The sequence below is a fragment of the Microbispora catharanthi genome (assembly GCF_006334915.2).
GTDB lineage: Bacteria > Actinomycetota > Actinomycetes > Streptosporangiales > Streptosporangiaceae > Microbispora > Microbispora catharanthi.
Map to the genome: position 1 here is coordinate 43109 of NZ_VDMA02000002.1, position 17387 is coordinate 60495.

The following is a 17387-nucleotide window of genomic DNA, read 5'->3' on the forward strand; positions in this document are numbered from 1 at the left end:
CGAATCCCCTGGGCCGAAATCACCCGCATCAGGTCTGGCCGTGCTCGCGCGCCCGGTGACGTGGTGGCGGCGGCAGAGCCTGCGGTTCCGGGTCACCGCGGCGGCGACGGCCGTGCTGGCGCTCGCCCTCGCCGTGTCGGCGTACGTGTTCGTCGCGGTGCTCGGCGAGGCGCTCGTCCGCGGCATCGACGACCAGGTCTACCAGCGGGGACGTGAGATCGTCGCGCTGTCCGACGCGAACCGGCTGTCCGATCCCGTGGTCTCGGTGGACAACACGATCGTGCAGGTGCTCGACCGGGACGGGCGGATCGTCGACGCCACCCCGAACACCGACCGCCTGGTTCCCCTGCTGCCCGCGGGGGCGCGGGAGGCCGCCGTACGCACCGGTGCGCCCCGTTTCCTGGACGGCCGGCCGTACGCCCTGCCGGGGCCGCTGCGGGTGCGGGCGCTGAGCGCGGACCGCGGCGTGACGGTGATCGTGGCGCGGTCGTTCGGCGAGGTGGAGAGCAGCCTGGTGACCATCGGGCACGTGCTGATCGCGGGCATGCCGCTCCTGCTCGCGCTGCTGGCGGCGGTCTCGTGGCTGGTCGTCGGGCGCACGCTGCGGCCGATCGCGCTGCTGCGGCGGGGCGCGGCCGAGGTGGGCGCCACGGCGCGGTCGCGGCGGCTGCCGGTGCCCGAGGCGCGCGACGAGGTGCACGCGCTCGCCACGACCCTCAACGACATGCTCGGGCGGCTGGAGGAGGCCGACGCGCGCCAGCGGGCGCTGGTCTCCGACGCGGCGCACGAGTTGCGCAGCCCGCTCGCGAGCATCCGGCTCCAGCTGGAGGTCGCGCTCAGCCACCCGGAGGGGCAGGACTGGAAGGAGACGGCCGAGGGGGTGCTCGAGGACACCCTCCGGCTGTCCCGCCTCGCCGAGGACCTGCTCGCGCTCGCCCGGCTCGACGAGGGCCGCCTGGGCCGGCGGGAACCGGTCGACCTGGCCGAGATGGCCCGCCGTACGGCCGAGCGATACGGCCTCGGCCTCGACCTCGCGCCCGGTGCGTCTCCCGTCGTACTGGGCGACGCGCTGGACCTGCGGCGGGTGCTCGCCAACCTGGTCGACAACGCCCTGCGGCACGCGGCGTCTGCGGTCCGGATCGGCGTACGCGCCGAGGGGAGCGTCGCCGAGCTCACCGTCACCGACGACGGGCCGGGTATCCCGCCCGAGGAGCGGGAGCGGGTCTTCGACCGGTTCACCCGGCTCGACGACGCCCGCAGCCGCGACGACGGCGGCGCCGGGCTCGGTCTCGCGATCGTGCGCACCACGGTCGAGGCCCACGGCGGTACGGTCCACCTGGAGGACGCCTCCCCCGGACTGCGCGCCGTCGTCCGGCTCCCCCTGGCACGTTGAGGAGTTTCATGCTTCCCGAGTACGGCAGGCCCGTCACCGAACTGCTCGCCGAGCTGACCGCCCTGAAGGAGGCCGACCTGCCGGTGCGCGGCGGCAAGGTGACGGCCTACGTCTACGACACCGGGCTGCCGGAGGTGCACGAGGCCGCGCACCGGGCGTACGCGGAGATGCTCGAAGTCAACATGCTCGATCCGACGGCCTTCCCCAGCATGGTCGCGCTGGAGCGGCAGGTGGTCGGGGCCGTCGCCGAGTTGCTCGGACGGCCCGGTGCGCCGGGCATCTTCACCAGCGGCGGCACCGAGTCGATCATGCTGGCCGTGAAGGCCGCCCGCGACGCCCGTCCCGGCGCCACCCGAGTGGTGCTGCCGGTCACCGCGCACCCGGCGTTCCACAAGGCGGCGCACTACCTCGGCATGGAGATCGTGCCGGTCCCGGTCGACCCGGTCACCTACCGGGCCTCCGTTCCGGCGTTCGAGGCCGAGCTGGACGACCGTACGGCGCTGGCGGTGGTCTCGGCGCCCTCCTATCCGCAGGGCGTCGTCGACCCGGTCGAGGAGGTGGCCGCGCTCGCCGCCGCGCGCGGCGTGCCGTGCCACGTAGACGCCTGCGTCGGCGGATGGCTGCTGCCGTGGCTGCGCGAGGCGGGCGCCGCGATCCCGCCCTTCGACCTGAGCGTGCCCGGCGTCACCTCGATCTCGTGCGACCTGCACAAGTTCGGGTACGCGCCGAAGGGGGCGTCGGTGCTGCTGTTTCGCGACCCTGAACTGCGCCGCCGGGCCTACTTCGCCTCTGCGGCCTGGCCCGGCTACACGATCATCAACGCGACCGTGCAGAGCTCACGGTCGGCCGGGCCGCTCGGCGGCGCCTGGGCCACCCTGCAGGCCCTCGGCCGGGAGGGCTACCTGGAGCTCGGCTGCAGGACGCTGGAGGCGACCCGGCGGCTGGCGGAGGGCGTGGGGAAGATCCCCGGACTGCGGGTGCTCGGGAAGCCGGAGGCCGCGCTGGTCGCCATCGCCGGCTCCTCCCAGGTGGACGTCTTCGTACTCGCCGACGAGGCGCGCCGGCTCGGCTGGTTCCTCCAGCCGCAGCTGTCGTACGCCGGGATCCCGGCCAACATCCACGTGACGGTCACCGGTGTGACGCTGGCGGGGGTGGACGCGATGCTGGAGGTGATCGCGGAGGCGGCCGAGGCCGCCCGGCGACGGGGGCCTGCCGAGGTGCCCGAGGGCCTGCCCGAGCTCATCGCGTCCCTCGACCTCGACGCCCTGGACGACGCCACGTTCGCCGAGCTCGCCGCGTCGGTGGGGATCGACCTCACCGCGACGGGACAGCCGGGGATGGCGGTCGTGAACGCCGTGCTCGACGCCCTGCCGGCCGCGACCCGCGAGGCGATCCTCGTCCGTTTCCTGTCGGTTATGTACTCCTGATGCGGTTGTCTTCCCGATCTTCACCTTTTGGGCGTGCACCCGCCCGTTGTCCGTCATCTGGCGTTGATCAGATGCCTGCCGCAAGCAAGCACGAGCTAGCGAAGGCATCTACGTGGATCACAACAGTTTCCGGCGCTGGGCGACGGCCACGGCGGCCCTGGCCCTCTCGGTGACGACGGCCCTGCCGGCCGCCGCCGACGCCGCACCGCCGCCGGTGGACGTGCAGCTCCTGTCGTTCACCGACCTGCACGGCTACCTGACGCCGCAGAACGACGCGGCGAACGGCACGGTGAAGGACGCCCAGGGAAGGACGATCGTGGTGGGCGGCGCCGCGTACATCGCCGCCCACCTGAAGAACCTGCGGCAGGGCCACGACAACTCCATCACCTTCACCACGGGCGACGACTTCAGCGGCTGGCCGGTCGAGGTGGCCTACCACCAGGACGAGCCCACCGTCGAGTTCCTCAACTCCATCGGCGTGGAGTTCGCGGCGGTGGGCAACCACGAGCTGGACCGGCCGCTGGAGTTCCTCCGCGGCCACATGGGCAAGGGCCAGTGCTTCGGCGTCGTCGACGTGGACAGCTGCTTCACCGACTCCACCGGCCGCAGGTTCCACGGGGCGGACTACGCGATCTCCTCCGCGAACGTCACCCGCAAGGGCTCCACCACGCCGATCTTCAAGCCGTATGTGATCAAGCACGTGAAGGTCCACGGCGGCCGGGAGGTCCGGATCGGCTTCATCAGCCTGACCACCACGACGACGGTCGCCGGCTCGACGTCGTATCAGCCCGAGCTGGACAACCTGCCGCTGGTCGAGACGGCCAACCGGTACGCGGCCGAGCTCAAGCGCCAGGGCGTCGAGGCCATCGTGGCCGACGTGCACGAGGGCGGCTCGGCCGGCGGCTACTACAACGGCTGCACCAACCCGTCGGGCCCGGTCGTCGACTTCGCCAAGCAGGCCTCCCCGGACATCGACGCGATCGTCACGGGGCACTGGCACGCGCTGTTCAACTGCACGATCCCCGACCCGGCCGGCAACCCCCGTCCCGTCGTCGAGGCGGCCAACCACGGACGCCTGATCAGCGAGATCAACCTCAAGATCGACCCGAGGACGGGTGAGGTCATCCGCTCCGCCACCACGGCGGTGAACCACCCGGTCACCCGGGACGTCGCCCCCGACCCGGCGGCGGTGCGACTCGTCGGCTACTGGAACGCCCGGTCCGCGCGGACGGCCGCCCGCCCGGTCGGCAGGATCAGCGGCGACATCACGCGGACCCGCGCCGCCGACGGCGAGAGCACTCTGGGCAACCTCGTCGCCGACATGGAGTACGCCGACGCGCGGCGCGGCGGGCCGGTCGACCTGGCGCTGGTGGCCGCGGCGCCGCTGACGGGCTCCGCCAGCCTGCGCGGCGACCTGCGCTTCGCCAAGGGGGCCAACCCGGCGGACGCCGACGGCACCGTCCTGTTCGGCGAGGCCTGGGGCGCGTACGGCTACGCCAACCCGGTGCTCACCGTCTCGCTCACCGGGCGGCAGATCGAGCAGGCGCTCGAACAGCAGTGGCAGACCCAGGCGAACGGCACGGTGCGGTTCGGCCCGCTGGCGGTGTCGGCGAACGTCCGCTACTCCTATGACGCCTCCCGGCCGGTGGGCGACCGGATCGACCCCTCCCAGGTGCTGATCGGCGGCGCCCCGCTGGACCTCGGGAGGACCTACCGGGTGGCCGCCCTCGCGTACACCCTGATCGGCGCGGACGGCTTCACCGCGCTGACCGCCTTCACCGACCCCGTGCGCAACTCGCGCGACTACGACGCGTTCCGCGCCTACCTCCAGGCGAACGAGACGGTCGCTCCGCCCGCGCTCGACCGGGTGACCGCGCTCTGATCGCGCTCTGATTCAGGGCCGGCGCGGCGGTCTCCCCTCCCGGAGACGGCCCCGCCGTGCACCGTCCCAGCAGACTCCCGCATGTCCCGTCGGCAACGGCGACCGGCCGCCGATCCGGTGTCCCGGCGTCGGACCGACCCAACGAACCGGAGCCCCCGTGCACCTTCGCAAGCTTCTGTTGAGCCTGGCCCTCGCACCCGCACTCGCCGCGCCGACGGCCGCCCACGCCTCGGCGGCCGGCGGCCCCGGCGTGCTGCCCCAAAAGACCCACTTCGACCTGCAGGCCCACCGCGGCGGCATCGGCATGACAACCGAGGAGTCGCTGGAGGGCTTCGCCAAGGCCCTGCGCCTCGGGGTCACCACCCTGGAGCTGGACACCCACGTCACCAAGGACGAGAAGGTCGTCGTCAACCACGACCGGCAGATCAGCGCCCAGAAGTGCCGCGACACCGGGCCGGTCGTGCCCGGCGACCCGATGTACCCGTACGTCGGCAAGTACATCAAGGACCTGACCCTGGCCCAGATCAAGACCATGGACTGCGGCTACCAGCAGCTGCCCGGGTTCCCCGAGCAGGAGGTGATCCACGGCTTCCGGATGGCCGAGCTCAAGGACGTGCTGGACCTCGTCAGGAGCTACCACGCCAAGCAGGTCACGTTGAACATCGAGACCAAGGTCGAGGCGGGCGCGCCGGACCAGACCGCGCCACGCGAGCTGTTCGTCCGCCGGGTGTACGAGGAGATCCACGCCTCGGGCATCGAGGATCAGGTCACCATCCAGTCCTTCGACTGGGGCGCCCTGAACGAGATGCACAGGCTCGCCCCGGGCTGGCCGCTGGTGGCGCTCACCAACTACGACTTCCTTCAGGTGGGCAGACCCGGCGCCTCGCCGTGGCTCGGCGGGCTCGACGCCGACGACTTCGACGGCGACTTCGTGAAGGCCGCCGCCGCCATCCCCGGCGTCACGGCGCTGTCCCCGGTGTACGGCTTCCCGCAGAACGGGAAGATCAGCGACCCCGGATTCCGCTTCTACGTGGACGAGGCGATGGTGACGCGGGCGCACGCGCGCGGTCTGAAGGTCATCCCGTGGACCTGCGACGACCTGGCGACCATCGAGGCTCTCATGGACATGGGTATCGACGGCGTCATCACCGACTATCCGAACGTCGTCCGCCAGATCATGGCCGACCGCGGTATGCGGCTGCCGAAGGCCTACGAGCCGCGCTGACGGTCGCGCCCCACGCTCGAACCGCGCTCTGATCCGGCGCCGGCAGGGCCGCCTCCCTCATCCGGAGGCGGCCCTGCCTCGGCTTACGGACCGGCGCTCACAGTGCTGCATCCTGCGGGGACGGCGTTCTCCTGCCGGCCCTCCCGGCCCTCAGCGCCGCCAGGGCCGGCACCGCCACCGTGAACGCCAGCGCCACCAGCAGCGCGCTGACCCACAGCGGAGATCGGTAGCCCAGCCCGGCGCCGATGGCGACCCCGCCCAGCAGGGGCCCGGCGGTCGCGCCCACGTTGAAGGCGGCCGTCGCGAACGAGCCGCCCAGCGACGGCGCGTCGGCCGCCGCGTAGAGCGCCCGCGCGATCAGCGTGGAGCCGACGGCGAAGGACAGCGTGCCCTGCACGAAGACGAGCACGAACACCGCCGCCGCGTTGCCCGCGGCCGCGCCGAACACGATCCAGCCGGCCAGCAGGGCCAGGCCGCCGGGCACCAGCAGCCACATCGGCCGCCTGTCCGCCATCCGCCCGCCGATCGACACCCCGGCGAACGACCCCAGGCCGAAGAGCGCCAGCAGCACCGGCACCCACTGCCGGCCGTACCCGCCGACGTCGGTGACCACCGGAGCCAGGTAGGTGAAGGTGCAGAATGTGGCGCCGTTCACCAGGGCGCCCAGCAGCAGGGTCACGAGCAGCCGGGGCCGGCGCAGCGCCAGCAGTTCCCGCCGCGCGTCGGGCACGGCCGCGTCCGGTGGCGTGGGCGGAACGGCGCGCGCGACCGCGACGACGGCCGGCACCGAGACGACCGCCACCGCCCAGAACGCCGAGCGCCAGCCCCACACCTGGCCGAGCACGGCGCCGGCCGGCACCCCGGCGACGCAGGCGAGCGTGATCCCGCTGAGCAGTACGGAGGCGGCCCGGCCCGTGGCGCCGGGCCCGGCCATGGCGGTCGCCGTCGCGAGACCCACGGCCAGGAACCCGGCGTTGGCCAGCGCTCCGGCGACGCGGGCGGCCAGCAGAACGCCGAAGCCGGTGGTGACCGCGCCGGCCACGTGAACGATCATGAAGACGGTCAGGAAGACCAGCAGCGCCCGCCGTCTCGGCCACCGCAGGCTGAGGACGGCCGTCAGCGGCGCGCCCACGATCATCCCCACGGCGAAGGCCGACGTCAGCGCCCCGGCGGCCGGGACGGACACGTGCAGGTCACGGGCGATGCCGGGCACCAGGCCCGACAGCATGAACTCGGAGGTCCCCTGGGCGAAGACCGCCAGTCCGAGCATGTAGATGGCGATTGGCATGACAACTCCACACCGCGTCGTAAACGTCATAGACGTCGCGAAAGGTCGATGAAGGACACGGCGCGCCGCGGCGACGGCCGGACGACGAGGGAAGGTCCGGCCGGGCACGCGGGGTCGCCGCACGAGGACCCCCGGGTTCCGGTGACGCGGTCGGCGACCATGACGGTGACGGTGGTGCGGAGCCCGGGAGAAACGGCCCGTACGACGGTGATCCGGTGACAGGCACGGCGTAGCCGTGCCGGACGCGATGCGCCCCGGCGTGGGGATCCGGCGCGGCGACTCAGCCGCGCGACACATCAGCCACCGGATGACCGGTGGCTAGCGTCTCGACGCCTCGGGGCTGGACATGGGGGAAACGTTAGTTACGGTGTGAGCGCCCTGTCCATCCCTTTGATCACGCGACAGCCGGGGCCCCGCGGGGATCCGGGGCTCCCGCCACCCGGGCTCACGCGCCGCCGAGGCGGGCGACGACCGCGAGAGCCCTGCGGGCGCTCGCCGCGTCGTGGACCCGGAAGACCCGGGCGCCCTGCAGCGCCGACACGGCGAGCGTGGCCAGCGTGCCGGCGTGGCGCTCCTTGACGGGCAGCCCGCCCAGCGTCTCGCCGACGAAGTCCTTGTTGGAGACCGCCACGAGCACCGGCCACCCCGTGGCGGTCATCTCCCCGAGCCGCCGGCTGACCTCCAGCGAGTGCCAGGTGTTCTTGCCGAAGTCGTGAGCCGGGTCGATCAGGATCGCGTCGCGGCGGACTCCCGCGGCGACCGCGCGCTCCGCGAGGTCCGTCGTGTACGCGACCACGTCGGCCACGACGTCGGCGTACGCGACGCGGTGCGGCCGGGTGCGCGGCTCCACCCGCCCGGCGTGCGCGCACACCAGGCCGATGCCGTACGCCGCCGCGACCCCCGCGAGGCCGGGGTCCACGCCGCCCCAGGTGTCGTTGAGCAGGTCGGCCCCCGCCTCGGCAACGACCTTGGCCACCTCCGACCGCCAGGTGTCCACGCTGATGATCACGTCGGGATGCCGCTCGCGCACCGCGGCGACGACCTCCGCCACGCGGCGGATCTCCTCGGCCGGGTCGACCTCCGTGCCGGGACCGGCCTTCACGCCGCCGATGTCCACGATGTCCGCCCCCTCGTCGATGAGGCGGGAGGCGGCGTCCACGGCGGCCTGGAAGGCGTAGGTGGACCCCTTGTCGTAGAAGGAGTCGGGGGTCCGGTTGACCACGGCCATGACCGCGAAGTCACCGGGACCGAAGGCACGGCCGCGCAGGCGCAGGACGGACGGCGTGCCGGGCTGCGAACCGGGCTGCGTGCCGGGCGCCCCGGTGGGCATCGGCGAACTGGACACGCCGCCAGCGTACTGCCGCCGGCGTGCTGAGGGCCGTCCCGCGGATCTCATCGTGGCGCAGTTCGACTTCCGCATCGGAACCCGTCGATCGCGAGGTCAACGGTCCGGGTCACGGGGGAAACTACCTATTTTGGGCCGTCGGGTGGGCTACCTCGGTTTTCCCCGTTATAGGGCAGCGGTCCCCCGTGAACGCTGGTTGACGGAGGCCGGCACCCGCATCCGGCCGTGGACGAGGAAAGCGACGATGAACAGCATCTCCAACCGGATCGAGCATGCCGAGCGGATCGCGGAGCGCGCGCTGGGCCAGCAGCGGCGGTTCGCCGCGGACGCGTCGCACGAGCTGCTCACCCCCATCGCCGCCATTCGAGCCCAACTGGAGGCCGCGCGACTCTACCCCGACGACGTGTCCGAGGCGATCGACGGGGCGCTGCGAGCCACGGGCAGGCTGGAGGCGATCGTCTCCGACCTCCTGTTGCTGGCGAGCATCACGACGATCACGCCCTCCGAGAGAGAGGAGATCGACCTCGGCCGGCTCGTCGCCGCGGAACTGGGACACAGGCAGGCCCACTGCCCGCTCGAGGTCCACCTCGCCCCGGACGTGATCGTGCGAGGGCTGCGGCCGCTGCTGGCCCGCGTGGTGAGGAATCTGCTCGACAACGCCGAACGGCACGCCGCCACGGCCGTCCGAGTGGACGTCCGCAGGGACGGCGAGCGGGCCGTCCTCGCGGTGAGCAACGACGGCGAGACCATCCCCGAGGCCGACCGCGAGCGTATCTTCGACCGCTTCTTCCGCAGGGACACCGCCAGGAGCAGGTCCGCGGGCGGCTCCGGCCTCGGGCTCGCCATCGCCGGGGAGGCCGTCAAGGCCCACGGCGGGGACATCTCCGTCCAGGACGCCCGGCCCGGGACCCGGTTCGTCGTCCGCCTGCCGCTCACACGGTCCGCCGAGACCACGCGGGAGGAGCGGAGGGGACAGGTCGTACGCCTGCGCGGCACTCGCCCGAGGCCGAGCCCGCCGTCGGCGGAGGGCGTCGCGCTGCGGTTGCCCGTCCTCCACGCCGGTGAGACGGCCGGGGCAGGCGCCGGCCCGGAACGGCGAGGCGTTCGGGCGCTCGCCGAAGGCGGTGGGGAGACCGAAGATCGCGTGCTCGTCAGCGGGGACGGGGAGGTGGCGTGACTCTGCCGCGATCCCGGCCGTCCTGACCGCAGTCCTGACCGCCGGCCTTCCGTGCGGTCACCCACGCGGCGATCTGGGCGCGGGAGTTGAAGCCGAGCTTGGTCAGGATGTGCTCGACATGGCCCTCCGTGGTTCTTAGGGCGATGACGAGTGCCGAGGAGATCTCCCTGTTGCTCATTCCCTGGGATATCAGCTCGGCGATCTCGCTCTCGCGCCTGGTCAGCGGTGACGCCGCCGGTACGGCCGCCTCCTGCGGCTCCTCGCCCCGGCCCTCGGTCCCGCGGGCGTCGGCCGGCTCGCCGAGCGCCTCGGCGACGGCGTCGTCCAGCGTCAACCGCCCTCCCTGGCGCAGCGCGCGGTCGAAGGCCCGCTCCCCCATCCGCGCCCGGAGCGCGTTCACACACCGCTCGTGGAACTCGCCGTGCTGCACCATCCACAGGGCGCTCATTCCGGCCGTCCGGCACACCCCCACCGCGGCGCCGAACATGCGGGCGGCGGCGGCGTGCCGGCCCTCGCTCTGCATGATCCAGCCGAGCGCTTCCATCGACGTCCCGATCGCAAGCCGGTCGTCGAAACCGCGGCCGACCCGCAGGCTCTCACGGGCCAGAGACGCCGCCCGGGCGTTGTCCCCCCGCTGCCAGGCCTGGATGGCGCACACGTTCAGCACCCAGGACCGGATCCAGCTCTCACCATGGCGCTCGGCGATCGCGAGGCTGCGCTCGAGCAGCCTCGCCGCCTGTTCCAAGTCGCCCAGGTAGCCGACCGCGGCCCCAAGCGAGAAGAGGCCGACGACGAGGGCGATGCCCTCCCCGGCGGCGGCGAGCCCCGCCACGGCCTCCTCCAGCACGACGGCCGCCCGCGCGTGGTCGCCGCTCTGATGGCTCGCTATGCCGGCGACCAGCGACGCCCATGCCAGGATCCTGGCATCGTCCAGCTTCTCCGCGAGCGCCCGGCCCTGGCCGATGCGAAGCTCCCCCGCCGTCGGGTCGCCCTGCATGAACGCCAAGTGCGCGTCGGCGCACAACGCCTCGGCTCGTACGGCGGTCGGCCCCGGAGTCACCTCCAGCAACCGGTCGAGCCAGTAACGGCCCTCGCTGTAGAACGCGTTGGGCATCCAGAGGGGATCGAACAGGAGCATGGCCATGCGCAGCCCGGTCTCCGCCTCACCGGGCTCATGGAGGCAGAACTCCATGGCGGCGCGCAGATGTGCCCGCTCCAGCCGCAACCGGGCGTACCACGTCAACTGGGCGGGGCCGAACCACTCGGCCACCGCCCGCTCGACCAGACGGAGGTAGTGGTCACGGTGGCGCCGGGCCAGCGTTCGCCGCTCGTCGGGCCCCTTCAGCCGAAGCCTGCCGAACTCCCGCAGCGTCTCCAGCATGCGGTAGCGGACCTGGCACCCGTGCTCCTCGCGCAGCAGTAGCGACTTGTCCAGCAGCGCGTCGATCAGATCGAGCACGTCCTGCTGTTCGATGCCGTCGCCGGTGCAGACCGCCTCCACGGCCTCGAGATCGAAGTGGCCGGGGAAGATCGAGACGCGGCTGCACAGCGTGCGCTCGGACGGGGAGAGCAGTTGGAAGCTCCAGTCCACCAGCGCGTGCAGGGTCCGCTGGCGCGGGACGACGGTCGGGCTCCCGCTCGTGAGCAGGCCATACCGGTTGTCGAGTCGTTCGAGCAGCGCGTCGACCGTCAGCGCCCGCAGCCGTACGGCGGCCAGTTCGATCGCCAGCGGGATCCCGTCCAGCCGGCGGCACAGCTCGATCACGGCGTCCTCGTTGTCCGCTGTCAGGCGGAACCCGGGCACGACGGCCGCCGCCCGCTCCAGGAACAGGCAGACTCCGTCGTACAGCTCCGGCGCCCTCCCCGGGAGCCGCCGGTCCGGCTCGGGAAGCGCGAGCGGCGCCACCTCCATTTGGTGCTCGCCCATGACCCCGAGCGACTGGCGGCTGGTGGCGATGATCCGCAAATCGGGAACGGCCCGCAGGAGCCGGTCGGCGAGCGACGCGCAGGCGTCTCGCAGGTGCTCGCAGTTGTCGAGCACGAGCAGCGTCCGCTGCGCCGACAGCGCCTGGATCAGCGAGGTGAGAGAGGACTTCTCCGACTGGTCCCGCACGCCGATGGTCGCCGCCACCGTCTCGGTGATCAGCTCCGGGTCGTCGAGGGCGGACAGATCGACCAGCCAGACCGCGTCGAACGCCCGGTGCTGCTCGGCGGCGACCCGCAGCGCGAGCCGGGTCTTGCCGACGCCGCCCGCTCCCGTCAGAGTCACCAGGCGCGAGATGTTCTGCAACCGTCGGATCTCGGTCAGGTCGCGCCTGCGGCCCACGAAGCTCGTCAGCTCGGCTGGAAGGTTGCCGACCCGACGCGTGAGCGGCGCGGTGGTGACCACCACTTCACGCTAAGCGGGGCGAACTACCAGGTCAAACGCTGTTGTTACCGCAACACCGGGCCACCCGCCCGCCTCCCTTCGACCGGGACGCCCGGGAAGTCCGGGAGCTTCACCCGCCCGCCGGCGGTCCTGCCGGTATGGGTCACCGTGGCGCGACCGGGACAGGTCTCACGCTCGACGGGCGAGGTGATGGAACGATCCAAACAGTCCGCATACGATTCATGCCGCGGAGCCGCCCTCGGCAAGGGCCACGAAGTCCTGCGCCATCGCGGGCAACCGCCGCCGGGCGTGCACGACCGCGATGATCTTCCGGAGCGAGGGATCGAGCGAGCGGACCACGAGACCGGCCCTGGCCGCCTGCTCGGCCATGCCCCGATACCACAGCAGCGAGGCCCGCCCCTCCCGTACGGTCCGCAGCCAGCCCCGCCGCTCGTCGGACTCGACGGCCGGGATCGGGCGGACGCCGTACGTGGCGAAGATCTGGTCGAACTCCCTGCGGCGGGGGTTGCCGGGGGCGGGCAGCACGAGCCGCATGCCGTCGAGCCGGGCCACGGGGACGGGATCGGGCAGGTCGAGGCCGGGCGGGGAGATCAGCACGATCTCCTGGCGTTCGAGCGGGTGGCTCACCAGGTCGGTGGGCACCGGGAGGTCGGTCAGCCCGAGATCGGCGCGCTGCTCGCGTACCGCGCTGACCACCCCCTCCCGGCCCTCGCACCGCACGATGTGCACCCGGATCCCCGGATGCTCGGCGGCGTACGCGGGCAGCAGGCGCCCGGCGAGGCCGGGCTCCAGGCTCGGCGTGGACGCGATCCGCAGCTCGGCGCCGGAGGAGTTGCCCTGCGTCGCGAGGGCCTCGATCTCGGCCACCGCGTCGAGGGCCTCGCGGGCCAGCTTCACCACCCGGCGTCCCTGGGCCGTCACGACGACCCCGCGGCCCGAGCGCGCGAAAAGCGTCATTCCGAGTTCACGTTCCAGGTCGCGTATCGCGCGGGACAGAGCGGGCTGCGCGATATAGAGCGATCTGGCGGCATCGGTCATGGTGCGGTGCTCCGCAGTGGCGACCACGTAACGGAGCTGCTGCAGATTCATGCGAAAAACGCTAGGGCAGACGAGCCCGGCGATTCCGGAACATCGCAGAGATCACGCCGGTCGATTACACATCGTGCCCGACATCTGCTACATCCGTGATGGATGAGAAAACAGTATTCTTTTGCCCCAAATCCACAAAGGGGGCAATGTCGTGGCGCAGCAGTACCCTCCCCAGGAGCCACCCGGGGAGAGTTCTCCCTATTCAGGACCGCCGTATTCGCCGCAACCGGAGGCCGGGTCCGCCTCACCGGACGGATCGCGATCCCCCGGCCCGGCCCCCGGACCGTACGGTCCGCCGGGGTGGGGCGGCCCGGAGGGCGGCGCGTGGCAGCAGGCGCCCGGCGCCGCTCCATACCCGCCGCCGCAGCCGCAGAACGGCTCCCAGGCGCCGGGAGGTCAGCCTTACGGCGGCCCCTATCCGCCCGGGGCACATCCCCAGGGCCCGTCCGCGTACCCGGGGAACGCACCGTCCCACGGCCCGGCCTATCCGGGGAACGCCTCGCCGCAGGGCGGCCCCCAACCTTCCGGCCCTCCTGTTTCCGGCTCCCCTCTTTTCGGGCAGCAGCCTCACGGTGCCGTCTCCGGCATGCCGCAGGGCGGCGCCGCCTACCCGCCGAGCGGGCCACCGCAGGGCGCGGGGGCCTACCCCGGGACTCAGCCGCAGGGCGGTGTTCCGAGCCCCGGACCGAATGGCGGCACCCCCTACCCGCAGGCCGCGCCGCCCTATAGCCAAGGCGCGCACCCGGGGGCCGAGGCGCAGGGCGGCGCCTATGCACCGAACGGCCCGTACCCGGGCGCGACGCCCTATCAGCCCGGGCCGCAGTTCCAAGGCGGGGCACAGTTCCAAGGCGGGGCACAGTTCCAAGGCGGGGCACAGTTCCAAGGCGGGGCACAGTTCCAGGGCGGGGCGCAGCCGCAGGCCCCGGCGTGGCCGGACGCGGCGGGCGCCGGAGCGCACGCACAGCCCCCCGCGCAGTCCCTTGCGCAGCCTCCCGCACAGGCTCAGGCGGGGCCCTACGCGCAGTCCTACGCACCCCCGACCTCCCCCGCCGCCCCACCCGGCTCTCCGTACGGGCCGCCGAACGGGCCGCCGAACGGAGCGGCGGGCCACCAGGGAGGCCAGGCATACGCGCCGAACGGGCCTGCCTACCCGCAGGCGGCGCCGCCCCAGGGAGCGCCGTTCCAGGTGCCACCACCGCAGGCACCACCGCAGGGGCCGCCGCAGGGGCCGGGGTGGGCCCCGCAGCCTCCGCCTCCCCCGCGCGGGCCCGCCGCCCCGTATCCGCCGCCCGCCTGGCGGCCGCCCCGCCGCAAGTCCGGCGCGGGGGCGGTCGTCGGCGCGCTCATTGGCGTGCTGGCGCTGGTCTTCGTGCTCGTCGTGATCGTGAGCGCACTGGCCGGCCTGTCGGACCACGACGAAACGGTCTCGCCGGTCGCGATCCCGACCTTCACCTTCTCGCCGTTCCCCTCGCACGAAGCCACCACGGACACGGAACCGACCCGGAAGCCCACCTCGAAGCCGACGTCGCAGCCCACGACACGGCCGACTCCGGTGCTCAACCGCACGACGAAGAACAACACCCTCTATCGGGCAGGATCGCTGGCGAAGACGAACTGCCGGGCCGGGAACGCCAGCATCTACAACCACGCCCAGTTCAAGGCGCTGATCCTCAAGACCGGCGCGTGCATGGGCAAGGCCTGGGCGCCGGCGCTGGAGCGGGTCGGGATCGACTGGACCCCGCCGAAGTACATGATCGCGGCCCGCAAGGGCAGGGGCGCGTGCGGCGACTATCCCTCCCCCGGCAGCAACGTGCCGTACTACTGCCCGAGCAACAGCACGATCTACGCCTCCACCTCGGCCATGACGAGGGAGTACGGCTCGCTCGGGTCGTGGAACGGGATCATCATCAGCATGATGGCCCACGAGTACGGCCACCACATCCAGAGCCTGTCGGGCATCTCCGACTCCTGGTGGCGGCAGACGCTCGACACCGGCTCGCGGAGCGGCAAGATGGCTCTGAGTCGCCGGCACGAACTGCAGGCGACGTGTTTCGGCGGCATGTTCATGCGGTCGGTCGCCGCCTCGTATCCGATCGACACCACCCGGCGCAACACGCTCCTGTGGGCCTACAGCCACCTGGGCGACCAGCCGGGAGGGCCGCGCGACCACGGAAACACGCGCAGCAACGCCGGCTGGTTCCGCCAGGGATACACCCGCCCGATGGCCTACCAGTGCAACACCTGGGTCGTCGGCTCCAGTTCCGTGTCGTGATGGGCCCCCCGATTTACGTCTACCTTGTCCGGATATGGGGGTTAGAATCCCTGCCACAGCTTCGGAGGAGAGAGCGGTGAACCATGCGAGGCGGGGGTCCCGCTGACGAGGCCGGAGGGCCCCTGGAAGGTCAGCGGCCAGGTCAGCCCGGTGGAAATGCAGGTCAGCCCAGTGGAGCCGGCGGAGACACAGGTCAGCCCGGTGGGAACACAGGTCGGCGTGGTGGGGGCGGGGGCGGGGGCGGCAAGGAACCCATGGGCCCGCCGCCCACGGCGGCCGCGCGCGGCGAGGGGCCGCGTTTCGGCCCTCGGCTGACCACCGCCTCCCTGATCGGCTGGACGGCGCTGTCGGCCGTCGTGCCCGGGGCGGCCCACCTGCGGGCGGGCAACCGCCGCACCGGGATCGCGCTGCTGGCGACGTTCGGCGTCGTGCTGGTCGCCCTGGTGGTCCTGGTCCTGCGCCTGAAGGACAACGCGGGGGTCGCGCTGCGCGGCAGCACGATGACCGCCGTCATGGCCGGCGCCGCCGTGTGCGCGCTCGCCTGGTTCGCGCTCGTGCTCCTGTCGTTCGTCGCCCTGCGTCCGCAGCGCCTGACGCAGACCGGGCAGGTGGTGTCCGGCATCGTCGCGGGCGTGCTGTGCGTGGCCGTGATGGCCCCGTTCGCCTTCACCGCGAACACGATCAGGACGGCCAGCCAGTTACTCGACGACGTCACGGCTCCGGTGGAGGGCTCGACCCCCGTCCCCGTACGCGCCGAGGACCCGTGGAACGGCCGCACGCGCGTGAACTTCCTGCTGATCGGCGGCGACGCGGCGGGCAACCGGCTCGGGGTGCGCACCGACTCGATGACCGTGGCCAGCGTGAACATCGCCACCGGCAACACCGTCCTGTTCAGTCTGCCGCGCAACCTCCAGTACGTCCGCTTCCCCCCGAGCAGCCCCCTGCGCAAGGTGTTCCCCAACGGCTTCAACGCCGAGGGACAGGGCCTGCTCAACTCCGTCTGGTACTACGCCGACAACAACCCCCAGGTCATGGGCGGCAAGAACAAGGGCGCTCAGGCGCTGAAGGACGCCATCGGCTACACCCTGGGCCTGAACATCGACTACTACGCGATCGTCGACATGTACGGCTTCGCGGCCCTGATCGACGCGGTCGGCGGGCTCAAGATCCGGGTCGAGCAGGACGTCAGGTGGGGCGGCAAGTTCGGCACCGCCGGGACCATCAAGGCCGGATACCGGACGCTCAACGGCGAGGAGGTGCTCTGGTACGGCCGCTCACGGGTGGACAGCGACGACTTCTCCCGCATGGCCCGCCAGCGCTGCGTCATCGGCGCGCTCGCCCAGCAGGTCACCCCGGCCACGGTGCTCGCGAACTTCAACAAGATCGCCGCGGCGGCCCGGCACATGTTCCGCACCGACATCCCCCGCGACCTGCTGGAGCACCTCGTCCCGCTCGGCATGAAGGTGCGCAGCGCCAAGATCACCAGTCTCCAGTTCGTGCCGCCGCTCATCTACACCGGCAACCCGGACTGGGTCAAGATCAGGCAGCTGACCAAGGAGGCGATCCGGCAGTCGATGTCCGACCGGGGCGCCGTCGCGGCCACCGCCTCGCCGATGTCGTCCGCCGGGTCGGTGGCGTCCGTCGCCCCCTCCGGCTCGCACTCCCCGTCCGCGTCGCCGAGTCCGTCTCCCTCCCGTACGCCGGTCGTCGCCGGGGCGAGCCCCCGCAGGACGCCCACCACGAACGACAAGGCGGCCAAGAGCCTGTCGGAGCTGTGCGGCTTCTGAGCCAACGCTTCTGAGCCAACGCTTCTGAGCGAGGGCTCCTGAGCGGGCGACACCAGCGGGTTTTTCCGCGAAGGCGTGGACGCCGCCCTCCGGATGCAGCAAGGTTGTCACGT

Annotated in this window: 11 protein-coding genes; 7 read left to right on the plus strand and 4 right to left on the minus strand. The window is 72.4% G+C overall.

Annotation, left to right across the window (positions count from 1 at the left end; translation table 11 throughout):
- The first annotated feature begins 40 nt into the window (after positions 1-40).
- From FH610_RS03515 to FH610_RS03530, 4 genes are all read left to right on the plus strand, one after another.
- Positions 41-1393 carry a sensor histidine kinase gene (locus FH610_RS03515; RefSeq protein WP_240808732.1) on the plus strand — a complete coding sequence of 451 codons (1353 nt, stop codon included), beginning with the start codon at positions 41-43 and terminating at the stop codon, positions 1391-1393.
- An 8-nt stretch (positions 1394-1401) separates the two neighbouring features.
- Positions 1402-2820, plus strand: coding sequence for a pyridoxal phosphate-dependent decarboxylase family protein (locus FH610_RS03520; RefSeq protein ID WP_139572825.1), 1419 nt, complete (start codon positions 1402-1404; stop codon positions 2818-2820).
- Positions 2821-2932: 112 nt separating this feature from the next.
- The gene (locus FH610_RS03525) at positions 2933-4702 is read left to right on the plus strand and encodes a bifunctional metallophosphatase/5'-nucleotidase (protein ID WP_205825531.1); all 1770 of its coding nucleotides are present in this window, start codon (positions 2933-2935) and stop codon (positions 4700-4702) included.
- Positions 4703-4859: 157 nt separating this feature from the next.
- On the plus strand, positions 4860-5927 hold the full coding sequence (locus tag FH610_RS03530; RefSeq protein ID WP_139572827.1) for a glycerophosphodiester phosphodiesterase family protein: 1068 nt from the start codon (positions 4860-4862) through the stop codon (positions 5925-5927).
- A gap of 97 nt (positions 5928-6024) precedes the next feature.
- Here FH610_RS03530 and FH610_RS03535 read toward each other — a convergent pair whose 3' ends face one another.
- On the minus strand, positions 6025-7215 hold the full coding sequence (locus FH610_RS03535) for a Cmx/CmrA family chloramphenicol efflux MFS transporter (RefSeq protein WP_139572828.1): 1191 nt from the start codon (positions 7213-7215) through the stop codon (positions 6025-6027).
- A 445-nt stretch (positions 7216-7660) separates the two neighbouring features.
- A complete protein-coding gene (folP, locus tag FH610_RS03540) occupies positions 7661-8545 on the minus strand; it encodes a dihydropteroate synthase (RefSeq protein ID WP_139572829.1) in 885 nt (294 codons plus the stop codon).
- Between the two features lie 259 nt (positions 8546-8804).
- Between folP and FH610_RS03545 the strand changes: the two genes are divergently transcribed.
- Positions 8805-9737: a sensor histidine kinase gene (locus FH610_RS03545; RefSeq protein WP_161627901.1), complete on the plus strand. Its 933-nt coding sequence runs from the start codon at positions 8805-8807 to the stop codon at positions 9735-9737.
- Here the strand turns inward: FH610_RS03545 and FH610_RS03550 are convergent.
- Entirely contained in the window at positions 9712-12126 is a 2415-nt protein-coding gene (locus tag FH610_RS03550; protein ID WP_205825532.1) for a LuxR C-terminal-related transcriptional regulator, read from the minus strand. The genes FH610_RS03545 and FH610_RS03550 overlap by 26 nt on opposite strands.
- A 219-nt stretch (positions 12127-12345) precedes the next feature.
- A complete protein-coding gene (locus FH610_RS03555) occupies positions 12346-13215 on the minus strand; it encodes a LysR family transcriptional regulator (RefSeq protein ID WP_139572831.1) in 870 nt (289 codons plus the stop codon).
- Between the two features lie 1186 nt (positions 13216-14401).
- On the opposite strand from FH610_RS03555, the gene FH610_RS43520 reads away from it, so the two are divergent.
- Positions 14402-15487: a neutral zinc metallopeptidase gene (locus tag FH610_RS43520; protein ID WP_205825533.1), complete on the plus strand. Its 1086-nt coding sequence runs from the start codon at positions 14402-14404 to the stop codon at positions 15485-15487.
- Positions 15488-15741: 254 nt separating this feature from the next.
- On the plus strand, positions 15742-17274 hold the full coding sequence (locus tag FH610_RS03565) for an LCP family protein (protein ID WP_205825534.1): 1533 nt from the start codon (positions 15742-15744) through the stop codon (positions 17272-17274).
- Positions 17275-17387 lie beyond the last annotated feature (113 nt).